At 46.2% G+C, this 15,971-nt stretch carries 13 protein-coding genes; 5 read left to right on the forward strand and 8 right to left on the reverse strand.

Features of this window, described 5'->3' with window-relative positions:
* The first annotated feature begins 88 nt into the window (after positions 1-88).
* Both QMO62_RS09830 and QMO62_RS09835 read left to right on the forward strand, forming a co-directional pair.
* Positions 89-1,504: an aminotransferase-like domain-containing protein gene (locus tag QMO62_RS09830; RefSeq protein ID WP_284640729.1), complete on the forward strand. Its 1,416-nt coding sequence runs from the start codon at positions 89-91 to the stop codon at positions 1,502-1,504.
* Positions 1,505-1,584: 80 nt separating this feature from the next.
* Positions 1,585-2,031, forward strand: a complete 447-nt coding sequence (locus QMO62_RS09835) for a YfmQ family protein (protein WP_284640731.1) — start codon at positions 1,585-1,587, stop codon at positions 2,029-2,031.
* Positions 2,032-2,094: 63 nt separating this feature from the next.
* Here QMO62_RS09835 and cysI read toward each other — a convergent pair whose 3' ends face one another.
* The 3 genes from cysI to QMO62_RS09850 form a co-directional block, all read right to left on the reverse strand.
* Positions 2,095-3,813, reverse strand: coding sequence for an assimilatory sulfite reductase (NADPH) hemoprotein subunit (cysI, locus tag QMO62_RS09840; protein ID WP_284640733.1), 1,719 nt, complete (start codon positions 3,811-3,813; stop codon positions 2,095-2,097).
* Positions 3,814-3,841: 28 nt separating this feature from the next.
* A complete protein-coding gene (locus QMO62_RS09845) occupies positions 3,842-5,662 on the reverse strand; it encodes an assimilatory sulfite reductase (NADPH) flavoprotein subunit (protein ID WP_284640735.1) in 1,821 nt (606 codons plus the stop codon).
* Between the two features lie 197 nt (positions 5,663-5,859).
* Positions 5,860-6,720, reverse strand: a complete 861-nt coding sequence (locus QMO62_RS09850; protein WP_284640736.1) for a LysR family transcriptional regulator — start codon at positions 6,718-6,720, stop codon at positions 5,860-5,862.
* Positions 6,721-6,856: 136 nt separating this feature from the next.
* On the opposite strand from QMO62_RS09850, the gene QMO62_RS09855 reads away from it, so the two are divergent.
* Positions 6,857-8,023 carry a YbfB/YjiJ family MFS transporter gene (locus QMO62_RS09855; RefSeq protein ID WP_284640737.1) on the forward strand — a complete coding sequence of 389 codons (1,167 nt, stop codon included), beginning with the start codon at positions 6,857-6,859 and terminating at the stop codon, positions 8,021-8,023.
* A gap of 10 nt (positions 8,024-8,033) precedes the next feature.
* Positions 8,034-8,237, forward strand: a complete 204-nt coding sequence (locus tag QMO62_RS09860) for a tautomerase family protein (RefSeq protein ID WP_284640738.1) — start codon at positions 8,034-8,036, stop codon at positions 8,235-8,237.
* 53 nt (positions 8,238-8,290) lie between these two features.
* On the opposite strand, the gene QMO62_RS09865 is transcribed toward QMO62_RS09860, so the two are convergent.
* On the reverse strand, positions 8,291-9,181 hold the full coding sequence (locus QMO62_RS09865) for a LysR family transcriptional regulator (protein WP_284640740.1): 891 nt from the start codon (positions 9,179-9,181) through the stop codon (positions 8,291-8,293).
* A 131-nt stretch (positions 9,182-9,312) separates the two neighbouring features.
* On the opposite strand from QMO62_RS09865, the gene QMO62_RS09870 reads away from it, so the two are divergent.
* Positions 9,313-10,599 (forward strand): NCS2 family permease, encoded by a 1,287-nt coding sequence (locus QMO62_RS09870; RefSeq protein ID WP_284640741.1) that lies wholly within the window; start codon positions 9,313-9,315, stop codon positions 10,597-10,599.
* Between the two features lie 90 nt (positions 10,600-10,689).
* Here the strand turns inward: QMO62_RS09870 and rsiV are convergent, their stop codons facing one another.
* The 4 genes from rsiV to QMO62_RS09890 all read right to left on the reverse strand — a co-directional run bounded on the left by rsiV (position 10,690) and on the right by QMO62_RS09890 (position 15,957).
* A complete protein-coding gene (gene rsiV / locus QMO62_RS09875) occupies positions 10,690-11,562 on the reverse strand; it encodes an anti-sigma-V factor RsiV (protein ID WP_284640743.1) in 873 nt (290 codons plus the stop codon).
* 1 nt (position 11,563) lies between these two features.
* Positions 11,564-12,067: an RNA polymerase sigma factor SigV gene (gene sigV, locus QMO62_RS09880; protein WP_284640745.1), complete on the reverse strand. Its 504-nt coding sequence runs from the start codon at positions 12,065-12,067 to the stop codon at positions 11,564-11,566.
* 1,428 nt (positions 12,068-13,495) lie between these two features.
* Entirely contained in the window at positions 13,496-14,479 is a 984-nt protein-coding gene (locus tag QMO62_RS09885; RefSeq protein WP_284640748.1) for a carbohydrate kinase family protein, read from the reverse strand.
* Positions 14,480-14,499: 20 nt separating this feature from the next.
* Positions 14,500-15,957 (reverse strand): glycoside hydrolase family 32 protein, encoded by a 1,458-nt coding sequence (locus tag QMO62_RS09890; RefSeq protein WP_284640750.1) that lies wholly within the window; start codon positions 15,955-15,957, stop codon positions 14,500-14,502.
* Positions 15,958-15,971: the final 14 nt, after the last annotated feature.

Below are 15,971 nucleotides of genomic sequence, written 5' to 3' on the forward strand. Positions count from 1 at the left end.
GCACGATTACTTTATTCTGCAATAGTAGCAGCGAGAATCCATACAATCAATGTTATAATTGTATGGATTACAATTTTGTGAGGTACCTATGCCGATAAATTCCTTTACAGATTACCCCATGTCGTGGAAGCCCGACAAACGGGCATTGAAGCGTCCCCTCTATCGTTCCCTCGCCATATTGCTGGAGCATGACATTACGAACGGATTGTTGGCTCCCGGTACCAAGCTACCGCCGCAAAGGGAGTTGGCCGACTTTTTAGATGTAAACTTCACAACGATTACACGCGCTTACAAGCTATGCGAACTAAAAGGCTTCATTTATGCCGTTACAGGCAGCGGTACGTTTGTTTCCCCCAGCGCGGCTCGCTCTATCACTATTTCAAAAGATAAAATTTCAAAGGAATGTATCGATCTTGGCTTTGTCGCTTCATTTGAGCAGACGAATACTACGGTCGCTGAAGCTGCAAAAAGAGTGACGGAGAAACGTTATCTGGAACAGCTCTTCAATTACAACGAGCCTACAGGAATTCCACATCAAAAAATAGCGGGTCTAGAATGGATGAAAGCCTTCGGCATCCATGCGGACACAGAACATATGGCCATTGTTTCCGGAGCACAGAATGCGCTTGCCATTACGTTAGTAGCTCTATTTGAACCGGGAAACCGGATTGCCGTTGATATTTATACTTTTGCGAATTTTATAGAAATTTCGAGAATGTTTCATATTCAATTAGTACCGATTCCCGGTGACGAGCACGGAATGCTGCCGGATGAGCTTGAACATCAATGCCTTCAATTGGATGTGCACGGCGTATTTTTGATGCCTTCTTGTTCTAATCCTACTACTGTCATGATTCCGGAAAAACGCAAAAAAGAACTCGCGGCTATTATTCAAAAGCATCATTTGATAGTAATTGAAGATGATATTCATGCGTTTCTGGCAGCAGGTATCAGTGAGGATTACGGACAGCCCATGTTTCAGCTGCTTCCGGAGCAAACGGTTTATATTTGCAGCACCTCCAAGTCCATCTGTTCCGGTCTCCGGATTGCCTATATGGTGTTTGGCGATGCGTATCAAGAAAAGATTAGGGAAGCGATTTTTAATGTTAACGTCAAGACATCGTCGTTGGATGCCGAGATCATTACAGAGCTTATTGTATCCGGTAAAGCGGATGCCATCGTTGCGGAGAAAATCCGGCTGGCGCAATCGGCCAACAACCTGTTTACAGAGTTTTTCCCGATTTCTCGAGACACGGGTCATCCGTTAAGCTTTTATAGATGGCTGCCCTTCTCGGGTAAGGGTAATGCGTCACACATCGAGAGCTTCTTTCTGGACAAGGGGATTCGCGTTTATCATTCCGATCGGTTTTTGAGCGGGGCCGGTAAGCAAAGCCAATATTTGAGAATAGCACTATCGTCTACCCATTCCTTGGAGGAACTAAAAAAAGGTTTGGAGATCCTGAAGGAGCAGGTAAGCGAAATGGATGGTCAAAACTATTCATGATTGGATGGTTCCTCATCGAGACAATCGTATTAAGATAAAACCATGATTGCGAATAATATTGCGTTAAGGAGGTGGACGTTATGACTTGGGCTTTGATCATTTCGACGATTCTCGTCTGTTTCATTAAAATACTGATTACTTGTCTACCCACGGCTTCCGTAGAATGGTTAGTAAGTAAATTTCAAGTGCATATCAAACTGAATGCGGAAACCGTCACCGTGTCCTATCGGGGAAGGAACGTTGAAGGAGACGAAAAAGCTCGAATTGTTCATTTATTAAATGAAGCTGTCTTTATGGAAAAGCATTATATTTGGCCGGGAACCGAGCAACTACATTTGAACCCGGAGAATAAGGGCTTCCCTGTCATCCTAGAAACGAAGCTAGGCAAAAATGAGGTTACTCTCTACGCATTCATTAACAACAGAGATATTTATATAGCGCGGCAATATAAAAATAAGGTAATTGCCTATAGCCTTGTGTCCGAGCACCTGCACAAGCATTTGAATACGCAAGAAGGGCTGATTTGACACAAAAAAACGGCAGGAAGGCTGTTGCCCTTCTGCCGTTTTTGTTTGTTTCTAGGATATGGCTTACTCGTGGAAATTGGTGCCGTCCGTCGTCGCGGCGATAATACCCGCACGAATGACGAAGTCGCCGAAGTGCTCCCCACTTTCTCTTTCCTTCGCATATCGTGGAAGCAGCAGCTGAAGCTCGCGGAGAATTTCATCCTCCCCGATATTTTCCCGGTACATCTTACTTAAACGGCTGCCGTCAAAGGCGGCCCCCAGGTACATATTGTATTTGCCGGGCGCTTTTCCGATAAAACCGATTTCCCCCAGCGCATGGCGTGCACAGCCGTTCGGACAGCCTGTCATCCGGATCGTAATTTCCTCGTCCCGAAGCCCGTTCTCGTCCAGAATCCCCTCGATTTTGTCGATGAGCACAGGCAGATAACGCTCGGCTTCAGCCATGGCCAAACCGCAGGTAGGCAGCGCCACGCAGGCCATTGAGCTGCGGCGGAGACCGGAATGACGCTTGCCGTCATTCAGTCCGTAGCGTTCGAGCAGCTCTGTAATTTCCGCCTTCTTCTGCGGCGTTACATTGGCGATAATGAGGTTTTGATTGGCGGTCAAGCGGAAATCTCCGGTGTGCACCTTGGCAATTTCACGCAAGCCGGTCATCAGCGGGCTGCCTTCGGCATCCGTTACGCGTCCGCCCTGGACGAACATCGTAAAGTGCCATTTGTCCCCAACGCCCTGCGCCCAGCCGTACCGGTCGCCGTTATCGTTAAAGTGATACGGCTTGGCCTCGCTTAAGCTCCAGCCTAGGCGCTGTTCCAGCTCTTCCTTTACGTTCTCCAGCCCGAGCCGATCCACCGTATACTTGAAACGGGCGTTCTTGCGCTGTGACCGATTGCCGTAGTCGCGCTGGATCGTAATGATTTTCTCGGCAACGTCGTAGATTTGCTCCGGCTTGCAGTAGCCGATCACCTTCGCGAGCTGCGGATAGGTTTCCTTGTCGCCGTGCGACATCCCCATTCCACCGCCGATGGCAACGTTGAAGCCTGCGAGCCGTCCATCCTCGATAATCGCAATGAACCCTAAGTCCTGGGAGTAGACATCCACGTCATTCGATGGCGGTACTGCAATACCGATTTTAAACTTCCGCGGCAAATAGAGCGGACCGTACATCGGCTCAGTCTCTTCTTGCTCGGGAGTCCCGGCTACGAGCTCTTCATCCAACCAGAGCTCATGATATGCTCTCGTTCTTGGCAACAAATCGTCACTTAACCGCTTCGACCACTCATACACCTCAGCATGAATGTCCGATTGATACGGGTTCGGATTACACATGACATTCCGGTTTACATCCCCGCACGCAGCAATTGTATCAAGCAGCGCCTGATGGATCGATTGAATCGTTTTTTTCATGTTCCATTTCAAAATCCCGTGCATTTGAAACGTCTGCCGCGTCGTAAGCTTTAAAGTGCCATTCCCGTATTTCTGGGCTAATTCATCCATCATGAGCCACTGCCCCGGCTGGCATACGCCGCCGGGCATACGTACACGCAGCATGAACTGGTAGGCGGGCTCGAGCTTTTGCTTCTGTCGTTCGTTCCGCAAATCCCGATCGTCCTGTAAGTAGCTGCCATGGAATTTCATCAGTCGGTTATCGTCATCCGAGATACCGGCGCTAAGCGGCTCCAGCATCGATTCAGCCAGGGTGCCGCGCAAATAATTGCTTTCGCGTTTAATGCGCTCGACATCGCTAGGGGATCCCTCTGGCCTGCTTAATTTCGTATTCGCCATGCTAACTAACACTCCTCTCGATCCACAATCAATACACGTCTCGCTGGTATCGCTTGTTCTTCTGTAACGCCGCTAAATATTCCTCCGCTTGCTCTCTGCTCATGCCGCCTTCCGTTTCGATGATTTCCGCCAGTGTCCGGTGTACATCCCGGGCCATATGCTTCTCATCTCCACAGATATAAACAGCCGCGCCCTGCTCAAGCCAGTCGAACAACTCCTTGCTATGCTGAAGCATACGATGCTGGACATACACCTTCTCATCCGTATCGCGGGAGAACGCAACATCCATACGGGTCAGGACACCGTCTTTGATCCACCGCTGCCATTCGGTTTGATACAAGAAGTCGGTCACGAAATGCTGATCTCCGAAGAACAGCCAGGATGGGCCGGTAGCGCCAATCTCCTCGCGCTCCTGCATGAAGGAGCGGAAAGGTGCGATTCCTGTGCCCGGTCCCACCATAATGACCGGTGTACCCGGGTCATCCGGAAGCTTAAAGTTCGAATTGTGCTGGATGAATACCGGAATCGTATCCCCAGGCTGCAGACGTTCGGCACAAAGGACGGAGCAGACACCGTTACGCTCACGCCCATGCGCATCATAACGAAGCGCTCCGATGGTTAAATGCACTTCGTCGGGATTCGACGCCTGCGAGCTGGCAATCGAATATAACCTTGCAGGAATTTTTCTGAGAAGGGCAACCACATCCTGAACGCTGCCTTGTATCGGGCCATAATCGCGGATGAAATCCACCAGATCGCGTCCGTGAATATAGGCCTTGCACTTCTCTTCATTGCCGGCCTCCAGCAGCTCAAGAGCTTCCTTATTCACGGCCAGCGGCGCTAGCTTTTCCAATAAGGGTCTCGTTAGGACCGTAATCTCAAAATACTCGATGAGCGCCTCACGGAGCGGTCGGAGCTCGCCTTGCTTGTTGATGGCAACCTGCGCATCCGGATCCCACTTCGTTTGCTCCAGCAGCAGATCCACAAGCGCCGGGTCGTTGTGGGGGTATATGCCAAGACTGTCGCCAGGTTGATAAGTGAGCCCGGAGCCCTCGAGCGAAAGCTCAATATGGCGGGTTTCTTTATTAGAACCGCGGCCGTTCAAATTCACATTGGCCAGCACTTCCGCCGGAAAGGGGTTCGTTCTGGAGTATGCGGATTCCGATGCGATCCCTGCCGAAGCTGCCGGAACAGCTGCGGATGCCGTTCCCGCTCCCGACTGCCCTTCCTTCAAGCGGTTCACCACGCCTTGCAGCCACTCCGCCGCGGGCTCGTCGTAGTCAACATCGCAATCTACCCGTTCATACAACCGGGTTCCGCCCAACGCTTCAAGACGGGTATCGAAATCTTTGCCCGTCTGACAGAACAACTCGTACGAGCTGTCGCCAAGCGCCAGCACCGAGAATCTCAGACCATCCAGCTGCGGCGCCCTCTTGCTATTCAGAAACTCATGGAACGAGATTGCATTATCCGGCGGCTCGCCCTCCCCATGCGTACTGACAACAATGAGAAGCTGCTGCACCTTCTTGAGCTGATTCGTTTTAAAATCGCTCATCGACGAAACGTTGACTTGGAATCCGTTCGCCTCAAGCACTTTTGCCGATTTCTTCGCAAGCCCCTGCGCATTGCCGGACTGTGAGCCATACAGGATGGTCACTTCCTTGCTTACTGCCGGAGCACCCGCCGGATGTGACTCATTGAGAGTGCCGGCGGTTGTCTGAATCGGTGCCGACGCGGCGAGGTATCCGCTCAGCCAAACCTTTTGCGTCGCGTTCAGCGTCGGAAGAAGTCGATTCAGAAGGTCAACCTGCTCCTGGTTAAACGGACTGTTATTTACCTGTAATTGCAACGCTCTCCACCCCACATTAGTTCAAAATTGCGAAATCATGGACTGACGGGCTGCCGTTATGCCATACCCGTAAGTGTTAAATCACCTTATGGAAACTATACCATATTCATCTGGAAAAAAGACGATCTTAAACATAACGATTTCTGATGAATGCTATAAGAAAGTATTTCTTTAGGACAGTGTGCTCTTTTAACGTTCTAATAACCAAACATATCAATGAATCTTACTAACGATGTAGGCATAAATGTATCTTTTCGGTAGATGAATACCGTATCGACTTTTCCGTATGGGTTCGGAATGGGATGTTGTTTAAGACTTCCGTCTTGTACATATTTATCAACGACAGCATAAGGAAGCATGCTGACCCCTAGCCCTGCCGATACACATCCGAGAATGGCTTCCAGTGTACCGAATTCCATAATTTTATTTGGAGTAATACCTTCTTGATGCAGCCATTGCTGCAGTTTGGCTCTATAAGAGCATCCTGAACGAAATACAAGCAGAGTTCGAGTTCGAATATCCTTTATCGATGACATGGACGGATGCAGCATATCCGTAATGAGCACCAGCTCCTCTTCAATGAGTTTCTTCTGAATCAATTCCGGATGATCTACGGGTCCCGCCACAAAGGCTCCATCCAGATCGTATTGAAGTACTCCTTGGATATGTTGTTCCGTTGGTCCTGTTAGTAACGTTAGGTCTACATCGGGATATTCGCGATGATATTTTGAAAGCAGTGAAGGTAAGCGAACGGCAGCAGTGGTCTCCATCGATCCAATAATCAAGGGACCTTTCGGGATCTCCTCATCTTTCATCGCTTTATTCGTTTCATCTATAAGCTGAAAAATTTTTTCCGCATAGGTCAGTAACATCCTTCCTTTAGGTGTTAAGGTAGTGCCACGATTATTTCTATAAAACAGGGTCGTTTGAAGATGGTTTTCCAATTGTTGAATTTTCGTGGTGATGTTGGATTGTGCAAAATTCAGTTCTCGCGCCGCACTAGAAATACTGCCCATCCGGGCGACCAACCGAAAAACTTTTAATGCGTGTAAATCCATACGGAATCGCCCCTTGGTGAGATGGTTTCGGCAGCCATCTGTATTAGAGATGGCAATTATCTATTTTCCGTATTATATCATATAGCGAAACAGGGATATAATATAGATGAGGCAATTTTTATAGGGAGATGAGGAATTGACCAAACTGTTAGTAGGAGGAATATTTTCATTAATCATTGCTATGGGGATAGGAAGGTTTGCATATACTCCCATTCTTCCCCTTATGCAAAATGATCTCTCTTTTTCAAATGAAGTTGCCGGTTACCTTGCTACAAGTAATTACGCAGGATATTTGCTTGGAGCTATGTTGACAGGCATTATTCCTTTGCAGCGGCATAGAACGATGGTTCTAAGGTTAAGTTTGATTGGCAGTATTTTAACTACGGCATACATGGGATTAGGAGACTCTTATTTGCTATGGTATGTCCTTCGGTTTTTATCCGGACTTGCCAGTGCTTTCGTGTTTGTCCTTGCTTCAAGCATAGTATTAGATCAACTTGCGGCTAAAGACAAAACAAACTGGTCAGGCTTTTTCTACGGAGGCGTAGGACTTGGAATCTTTTTAACAGGGCTGATCATTCCGAGTTTACATCGGGCATTCAAGTGGGAAGGCTCCTGGATAGGTTTGGCCGGCATTAGTGTTATCCTGACATTCTTCGTATGGATATGGCTTAAAGATTCGCACCTTATCCATGACCGGAAGCTCAAACCACAAATTCATAAGCAGGTACCCCCAGTCAAGTGGATTCCATGGCTTATTGCAGCCTATGGATTAGAAGGATTAGGGTATATTGTCACAGGTACATTTATCGTATCCATTGCCGAGAAGACTCCAAGCTTTAGTTGGGATGCTGCTTTCGTTTGGATGATCGTGGGACTTTCCGCTGCTCCATCGTGTATTATCTGGTCTTCTGTAGGGAAAAAATGGGGATTCGTTAGGGCCTTACTGCTTGCCATGGTTATACAATCAATTGGGATTGCTATTCCTGTCCTTATCATGTCCGAAACGGGCCTAGTCTTAAGTGCTTTTTTATTTGGCGCAACGTTTATGGGGATAACAACCCTTGCCACGACATTAGTACGTCAAATGAGTCCGGCTAACAGCAGTCGAATCATTGGCTATCTAACAGCTGTTTATGCGATTGGACAAATGATAGGACCGACCATTGCCGGAATGTTATCATCGAAAAGTCATAATTTCCATTCCGCTTTAACCGGGGCAGGAATAGTAGTTTTTGTTGGTGCGTGTTTACTTGTAACAGGAATTCATTATGAGAAGAATGCCAGTATGAGAAATCAATAGGAGTGATATGATGCCGTACGTAAATATCAAAATAACAAATGAAAATGTAACTCCGGAAAAGAAAGCATTGCTTATTAAGGGAGCGACTCAATTGCTAGTGGATGTACTTGGCAAAAACCCGAATACCACAGTTGTGGTAATTGACGAGGTTAACACCGATAATTGGGGAATAGCAGGAGAATCCATAACCGTTCGCAGAAAAAATGGACAGTAGTTCAATTTCAATTGATGTCAAATAGCGAAAGCAGGCTGCCACCCGGCAGCCTATTACCTCAAAGACATTTGCGAAAGTCTATAGTACTCCTCTATTAGTCCTACGAGGTTTTTGGCAGGTGTAGAAACATAATGGTTTTCAAGCCAAATGACTCCTAAAGAAGACATCAGATCGGCGTTATTTATCGGTATGGAGTAAAGAACTTTATCCTTATAGACATCCAGAACAGATTTTGGAACAATCGTTGCCCCTATTCCCCCATTCACTAATTCCATTAATGTATGCATATCGGAGCATTCGGCTATTTTGTTTAGCTGGAGGTTTTGCTTAGTAAACGCTTCAAGAATCGTACTATAAATCCCCAAACCCTCCGTACTTGGAATGATAAGAGGGAAATGAGACATCTCCTCTAAGGAAATAGTAGTATGTATTTTCTTATTGGTTACGAAAAAAAATGGCTCGTTAATGAGATGATGGTAAGTCAATCCACGATGTTCCAGTGGAAGGCGTACAAACGCCATTTCAATGGCCCTTGTTTTTATCATTTCTGCCAAGTAATAAGAGTCATTTTGAACAATTTTTAACGAAACAAAGGGATACTTTTTGTGGAAGGATTGGAGCACTTCTGAAAACCCTGATAAAGATAAGGTGTTAATCCCTACTGCAATTACACCTCTTTTTCCCTCCTCTGTTTCCCGTAATTCATTTTTAATTTCTTCTACATTGTTCACCAAATGTAATGCTTTATGGTAGAGTGCTTTTCCTTTATCGGTTAATTCCATACTTTTACCACTTCGGTCAAACAATTTAACACCAAGCTCATTTTCTAATTGCTTTAACTGCATGCTTAGAGGTGGCTGAGACATATGCAGCCTAGCGGCAGCAGCCGTTATATTCTTTTCCTCAGCTATTGCTATAAAATACCGTAATTGCTTTATCTCCATAGCTTTCTCCTACTATTCAAAAAATATATAGTTTCCATACGAATTATATATTTTTCGAATACTTGTGTCCATGTTATGATTACCTTCAAATTCAATTGATATGCGTAGTAGGACGAAGGAAGGTGATGAATATGGAGCGTTTTTTTAAATTTAATCTATATGATACGACGATTGGAAAAGAAATTTCCGCCGGTTTTATTTCATATATAACAGTGGCCTATATCATTATAGTTAACGCGACGATTTTAACTGTAGCAGGAATCCCGATGGAGGCTGGTATCATTGCAACGATAGTAACCGGTTTTATTGGATGTTTAGTGATGGGATTATGGAGCAATGCCCCTCTTATAATTATTCCTGGAATGGGTCTTAATGCGATGTTTACCTATACCATTGTTCAATCGGGGGGCTTTTCGTGGCAGGAAGCGTTGGCCATGGTTTTCGTTTCCGGACTGATTTTTGTCGTTATAGCCTTTACACCGTTGGCGAACGTGATTACTTCCTCCATTCCTACTTCTTTAAAAGAAGCCATTACAATCGGAATTGGAATTCTATTGATTTTAATTGGTTTTGAAAATGCCGGTATTATTACAAGCTCTGATCACACGCTTCTGGCCATTGGGGATTTAAGCAGTCCGACAGTAATCGTAACCTTGATTGGTTTACTTATTACCATTTTATTATTTATAAAAAATGTACCGGGAAACCTATTATTAAGCATAATCATTACTGCTGTTCTATCCATTTGGCTAGGAGGAGCTGCGGTTGAGGCGGGGTCCTTTTCCATGCCGTCTTTTCATGAATACCTTGGGGTATTTGGACAAATATCGTGGGGACAAGCAGGAAATATTATGTTCTGGCTTACATCCCTCTCTTTTGCAATGGTCATTGTGTTTGAAAATATCGGATTGATACACGGGCATAGCAAAATGCTAAACCGTACGGAAAGCAGCAAGAAATCTCTCCAGGCTACTGCTGTTTCCGTTCTTTCTTCTGGGATTTTGGGTACAAGTCCCACTGTAGCCTCCGTGGAAGCAGCTGCAGGAATAACAGCCGGTGGAAAAACGGGGTTAACGAGCATTGTTACCGGTTTTATGTTTCTAATTTCTATCCTGTTTATACCTGTGATTAAAATAGTTCCGGCTAGTGCGGTTTCGCCCATTCTCATATTAATAGGGCTTCTTATGCTGCAAAATATTGTTCATATCTCAATGGAAGACTTAACAGAGAGCTTTCCGGCACTTTTAATTATTGTACTCATTCCATTAACTTATAGTATTGCAGATGGTATGGCCGTCGGCTTTATTCTATATCCACTGATAAAGCTCTTTATGGGGAAAGGTAAGGAGGTTCATCCTGCACTATATATGATTGCCCTTCTGTTTATGAGCAATATAGTTATTCCGTACGTATTTTAAGTGAAACTCATAAAATTCAAACACTTAAACCCTCGCAGACCGCGAGGGCTTCATTGTGACTATTATAAAATGCTATTGCCTGCTTACACTCTAGTTTTTAATGTATTCGTCACTGACTAACACATCAGCAAGCGCAGTGGTAGGAATGATAAACTCTACAACCCCCATATAGCCGGGAGCAACATCATATTTATCGAAGGATACGACCAGTTTACCCTCATTATTAATGTAAAAGGACTGCTCTCTTGTGATCGTTGTAAAATAGGAATTCACTTGATTTGGGACGCCCTCTACCCAATAGACCTTTTTCGGATCTGCCTTCATTTGCTGTTTCATTTGCTCCTTTATATTCTCACTGATTACTTGAATATAGCGGTCATCCTTAAACAAACTAGGCAAGGTAATCAAAATTTGTTTCTTCTTGTCGATGGAATCGTATTTGAATTTCGTGGAGGAGGAACCCACGGTATTCACGACAAATCTGCCGATGGAAAGGATGTGCTCATTATCGGTTTTTACTACATAACCATTGCTAAGCCCTACATGTCCGCCTCCATTTTGCTTTAATTTCTCCAGCTCTACCATAAATTCATCGTATAGCTTCTTTCCTTCTTCAAGATATTTATTATTTAAAGAAGCTTCCAACGTGGAGTTATCAAGGTTCGTTATGGCAGGTACTTGTATCGTAGCTTGGGCATTTTCTTCATCCACTTGAAATTGCTTGAAAGTGAGCACTTTTACCAAAGAACCTACCACGGGGATTCCGGACAATGTATTTGCTAAGGTAGGACTGGTATTCAATCCTGTCATGACAACAACCATTGCGGCTATTGCGGTCATCCATCTTACCCTTCCGTTACTTTTTCTTCCCTGCTTGATTGCCTTCTTCACTATAAAATCCAATTCGTCTGGAATAGGGATATTTTGATACTCCTGCTTCAAGCTCTCCAACTCTTTATTCATTTTATTGAACCTCCTCCATGTCTTCATCCTTCATTTTAAATCGAAGCTTGCCGAGTGCTTGATACAATCGAGTTTTTACGGTGTTCTTGTTTTCACGTAGGATCTCTGCTATCTCTTCTATTTTCAAATCCTCAAAATATCTAAGTATAATAATGATGCGATAGGCAGGGGGCAAATCATTCAAAGCCCTTTTCAAATCGATGTCCGAATACACATCTTCTGTTAGCGGAGCATGCATTTCTAAGGTTGCCTCATCAACAGGAAGAAGCCGTTTTTGCTTTCTTAAAAAGTCCAGCGAGGTATTCACGACAATCCTGTAATACCAGCTCTTAATCGATTTCTCCGATTTTAGTTGGCTTAACGATACAAATGCTTTTTGAATGGAATCCTGAACAATATCAAGTGCGTCTTCCTTATTTTTTACATAGCTGAAAGCTAGTCGATAAACACTCTCTTTGTTTTCCGTGATACAGCGAATAAGTGTTTGTTCCATGCTGGTACTCATTTATTAAGTACCACCCCTTTCCTATGCAACGTTGAATTTCACTTCACAAGTATGACGCATGAGTATTGTAAAAAGTTTGGATCGGACCTTCGTTACTCATCGAATAAGGATAGGAATTTGCGGGTAACATAGGGAAAACTTTCCGAAATGGGAAGGAAGGATACCCATTCATGAACGCCGATCTTTCCTTAGACAAAACCGAAAAATCACTGCAAGCCATGTTATCTCATAGCTCTGACTTAAATCAAGTGAATTCACGGCTGGCGTAAACCGGTATCGATTGTTTTATTTAGACACGATGATCGAGCTTGCCGTGGTGCAAGAGCATATTATCCGCCCTTTGCTTCAGAGACCGGAGGTAAGCGTTCGGGAAGCCGTCTCTATCTTAGATTATAGCGAGATGCCTCAAAAAAAAGTGTATAGTAAAACGGCCTTAGTCTTGAAATCAATGGACTAAGGCCGTTTAGTTTTGAGAGAAACCTCCCCCTTGAGGGGGTTTTGTATCATTAGTTTAATTCCGGTATTTCCTTTGACAATATAACTCTTGTAATATCTGGTATATACAATAAAAGAGAGGAAGGGAAAAGAGATAATGAAACGATATTCGAATCAATGATTTATGGGTTTGGCATATTATATCGTGCCAAACCCATAAGCATTTTATATAACTCTTCAAAGGGGTGAGAGAAATGAAAAATCTGTTCTTTGCATTAATAGTCATATGCATTTTGCTCCGTGAAGAAATAACACTGATGATGCTTTATGTTAAAGAAGAGACCACTTTCTTTGGACTTAGTCTAGAAAATGCTGCATTCTGGTCTCATACACTGGCTGTTTTCGCCATTTTATCACTGGTAGGGTATCTAAGAAGTAAAGACTAGTCGAGATGACCATACATAGCATTGTCCTTCAAAGTGCTAAAAATGGCTTCTCTACCGACCCGAACCTGCATAATCCAATATGATTCGCTTATATGATTCATTGTTCCTATAGATTAATACCATCCAAATTACATATCAGAATTATGCTGAGAAGCGGGTTTCGTGTAACATCATGTCCCGCTTCTTTTTATTATTCTTGTTTGAACGTTTAACTGAGATATACTACTCTTAGTGAAATCTATATTGACGGTACGAACAGCTAGCTATGAGGAGAACTGCATTCTGGCGTCCCAAAAAAGTAGGTCATCGCCAAGGGCATTTAGCTTATGGCCTATCACAGCCCACAACTCCACGTAGTGCCATTATTTAGTACCTGAACGCGGTCAGGGTAGTACACAGTTGAGTTGTAAGAGGACCCGACCCCAGTTTTGAGCACATCCAGTTCACTGTCGTAAAGCATCATCTCTTTTTCCTCGGCTTTTATTTTATATCCACTGATAAAGCTCTTTATGGGAAAAGGTAAGGAAGTTCACCTTCATTGAGACTACTATAAAGAAGAAGGTGGGCATGCAGCTATCGCGGCTTCCACTTCGCTCAGCGACGGCAACGAAGGAACGGCGCCGGCCCGAGTTGTCGTGATTGCCGCCGCCGCGTTCGCAAACGACAAGATCCCGAGCGCCTGCCCATAGCCGATAACGTCCAAACGCCCCTCCTGCGGCTCCAAATGCAGTTTATACAACAGCGCCCCGACGAAAGCGTCCCCCGCACCGGTCGTATCAACAGCCGTCACCTTACGGCCCGGCACAGACGCGGTAAAGTCCTTTGAGTACCAATCGGCCCCATTCGCCCCGCGTGTATAAATCACGTGCTGCACATCTCCTTGAAACAAGGAGATAATCGCCTGCTCCTCGTCCGACAGGCCGGTAATGAATTCAAGCTCTTCTTCGCTCACTTTTACCAAATGGCTTAGCGGTAGAAACTCATGAATCGTCCTCCGGCATTCCTCCGCATCTTTCCATAGCGGGAGCCGGACGTTAGGGTCGAAGCTCACGAAGCCGCCTCTCGACTTAACGGCGGCGATCGCTTTGCGATGCGCATACTTCACAGGAGCTTCGACTAGGTCACACGAGCAAAAGTGAAGGATGTCGCCCGCTTCAAACCAGCCCTCGTTGATTTCCTCCTCCGATAACAGCATATCCGCGCTCGGACTCCGGTAAAAGGAGAAATCGCGGTTGCCATCCGTCTTCAAGCTAACGAACGCCAAAGCCGTATTGGCTTCCCCCGTACGGAACACATACCGCGTATCCACCCCGGCACTCTCCATTGTATCTACCAAAAAATCTCCGAAAGCATCTGTTCCCAGCTTCCCGATAAAACCGCTTCGGCCGCCTAGTCTCGCTACCGCGCACGCGACGTTCGCAGGCGCTCCTCCCGCCGCTTTTCCAAAGGCGCTGACGTCTTTCAGCCGGACGCCCTTTTCAGCGGGAATGAAGTCGATCAGTGCCTCCCCGATCGAGAATACTCTCCCCATGATCCGTTCCCCTTCTACTCCTAGCGTATATCCCACTTGCGGAACGATTCCAGCACGCATTCGCCAGTTGAAAACGCCTTGATCCCAAGCGATTCCGGTCCGGGATATATGCGCGCCGTCATCACCTGTTCCCCATCCTGGACGAACACTTCCACAGAGCTCATGTCTACAAAAATCCGCAGAGCCAGCTTTCCGCCACGCAGTTCTACCTTCGTACATCGTTCCCCTTTCGGCCCGATGCCCGAAAGGTCCCTGTTTAACCGGAGCGTCCGGTCGCCGGCCCGATAGGCAACCACGGTCTCTTCCCCTGCGCCTGTACGAAGCTTTAAGCCGAATTCCTCCGCATCCCTGGCATCGATAACAACCTGCAGCTCATAGCTGTCTCCGGAAGCCTCCAGATCCCGCTCCCCATCCAGCATCACATTCGAAGCCTCGTAAAGGTTCGTCCGGTACGCTGCAATCTCTTCCACTGGTTGGAACTTCAATCGGTCACCGTCCCGCACCACTTCCCGGGGCAGCGACATCGCCCCCGCCCAGTAATGACCTTGCTGGGTCGGCATATCGGACTCCCACATATCCATCCAACCGATCATAATGCGGCGGCCCTTATCATCCAACGTCGTCTGCGGCGCATAGAAATCAAAGCCGTGGTCGATCGGATGGTACTCGTCATAGGAGAATTTCCCTGTCCCTATATCCAGCAGACCGACCATATAGGAAGTGGAATGAAGATTGCGGAAGCTGTCTCCTTGCGCAGGCACGCGCTGCGGCGACATGATCAACACATCGCGCTCCCCTAAGGAGAACAAATCCGGACACTCCCAATTATCGCCAAGGTCTCCGCCGCTTTTCGCCATCACGCTCACAAATTCCCAGGTAAGCAAATCGGCGGAAAGATACAGCAAAACTTGGCCGTTGCCTTCACCGTCGTTGGAGCCTAACACGACGTAATAGCTGCCGTCCTTTTCGAACAACTTGGGATCACGAAAATCCTTCTTGCTCGATCCACTCGGAATTTGGTCTGCGCCGATCACGGGGTTCCGTTCCGATTTTACAAAGCGTACCCCATCCTCCGACACCGCAATACCCTGAGACTGCGCATAATGATTATCCTTATCCGGCCCAGTCACAACATGTCCGGTATACATCAAGATCAGCTTGCCGTCCTTTTCGATCGCACTGCCGGAGAAGCATCCGTCCTTGTCAAAATCGGTATCCGGGGCAAGAGCGACCGGGAGATACTCCCATTTGATCAGATCACGGCTGACGGCGTGCCCCCAGTGCATCGGTCCCCAACGCGGCTCATACGGATAATGCTGATAGAACAAATGATACGTACCTTTATACTGAACAAAACCGTTCGGATCGTTCATCCAGCCGAATTCGCTCAACAGATGATAGTTCAGCCGGTAGTCGCTCCTCAGGAGATGCTTGTTTTCTTGGATAAAACGGTCTGCCCTTTCTTTGGTGTAGTCCATCTCTTCCACTCCTG

Origin of the sequence: Paenibacillus silviterrae, assembly GCF_030167925.1 — a bacterium.
In the GTDB taxonomy this organism is placed as follows: Bacteria; Bacillota; Bacilli; order Paenibacillales; family NBRC-103111; genus Paenibacillus_G; species Paenibacillus_G silviterrae.

Bases quoted from the DNA above. Each gene is read 5' to 3' on its own strand.
- QMO62_RS09870 (WP_284640741.1), top strand. From the start codon at position 9,313: ATGGAGCGTTTTTTTAAATTTAATCTATATGATACGACGATTGGAAAA.
- QMO62_RS09885 (WP_284640748.1), bottom strand. From the start codon at position 14,479: ATGGGGAGAGTATTCTCGATCGGGGAGGCACTGATCGACTTCATTCCC.
- rsiV (WP_284640743.1), bottom strand. From the start codon at position 11,562: ATGAATAAAGAGTTGGAGAGCTTGAAGCAGGAGTATCAAAATATCCCT.
- cysI (WP_284640733.1), bottom strand. From the start codon at position 3,813: ATGGCGAATACGAAATTAAGCAGGCCAGAGGGATCCCCTAGCGATGTC.
- QMO62_RS09835 (WP_284640731.1), top strand. From the start codon at position 1,585: ATGACTTGGGCTTTGATCATTTCGACGATTCTCGTCTGTTTCATTAAA.
- QMO62_RS09850 (WP_284640736.1), bottom strand. From the start codon at position 6,720: ATGGATTTACACGCATTAAAAGTTTTTCGGTTGGTCGCCCGGATGGGC.
- sigV (WP_284640745.1), bottom strand. From the start codon at position 12,067: ATGAGTACCAGCATGGAACAAACACTTATTCGCTGTATCACGGAAAAC.
- QMO62_RS09830 (WP_284640729.1), top strand. From the start codon at position 89: ATGCCGATAAATTCCTTTACAGATTACCCCATGTCGTGGAAGCCCGAC.
- QMO62_RS09860 (WP_284640738.1), top strand. From the start codon at position 8,034: ATGCCGTACGTAAATATCAAAATAACAAATGAAAATGTAACTCCGGAA.
- QMO62_RS09890 (WP_284640750.1), bottom strand. From the start codon at position 15,957: ATGGACTACACCAAAGAAAGGGCAGACCGTTTTATCCAAGAAAACAAG.
- QMO62_RS09865 (WP_284640740.1), bottom strand. From the start codon at position 9,181: ATGGAGATAAAGCAATTACGGTATTTTATAGCAATAGCTGAGGAAAAG.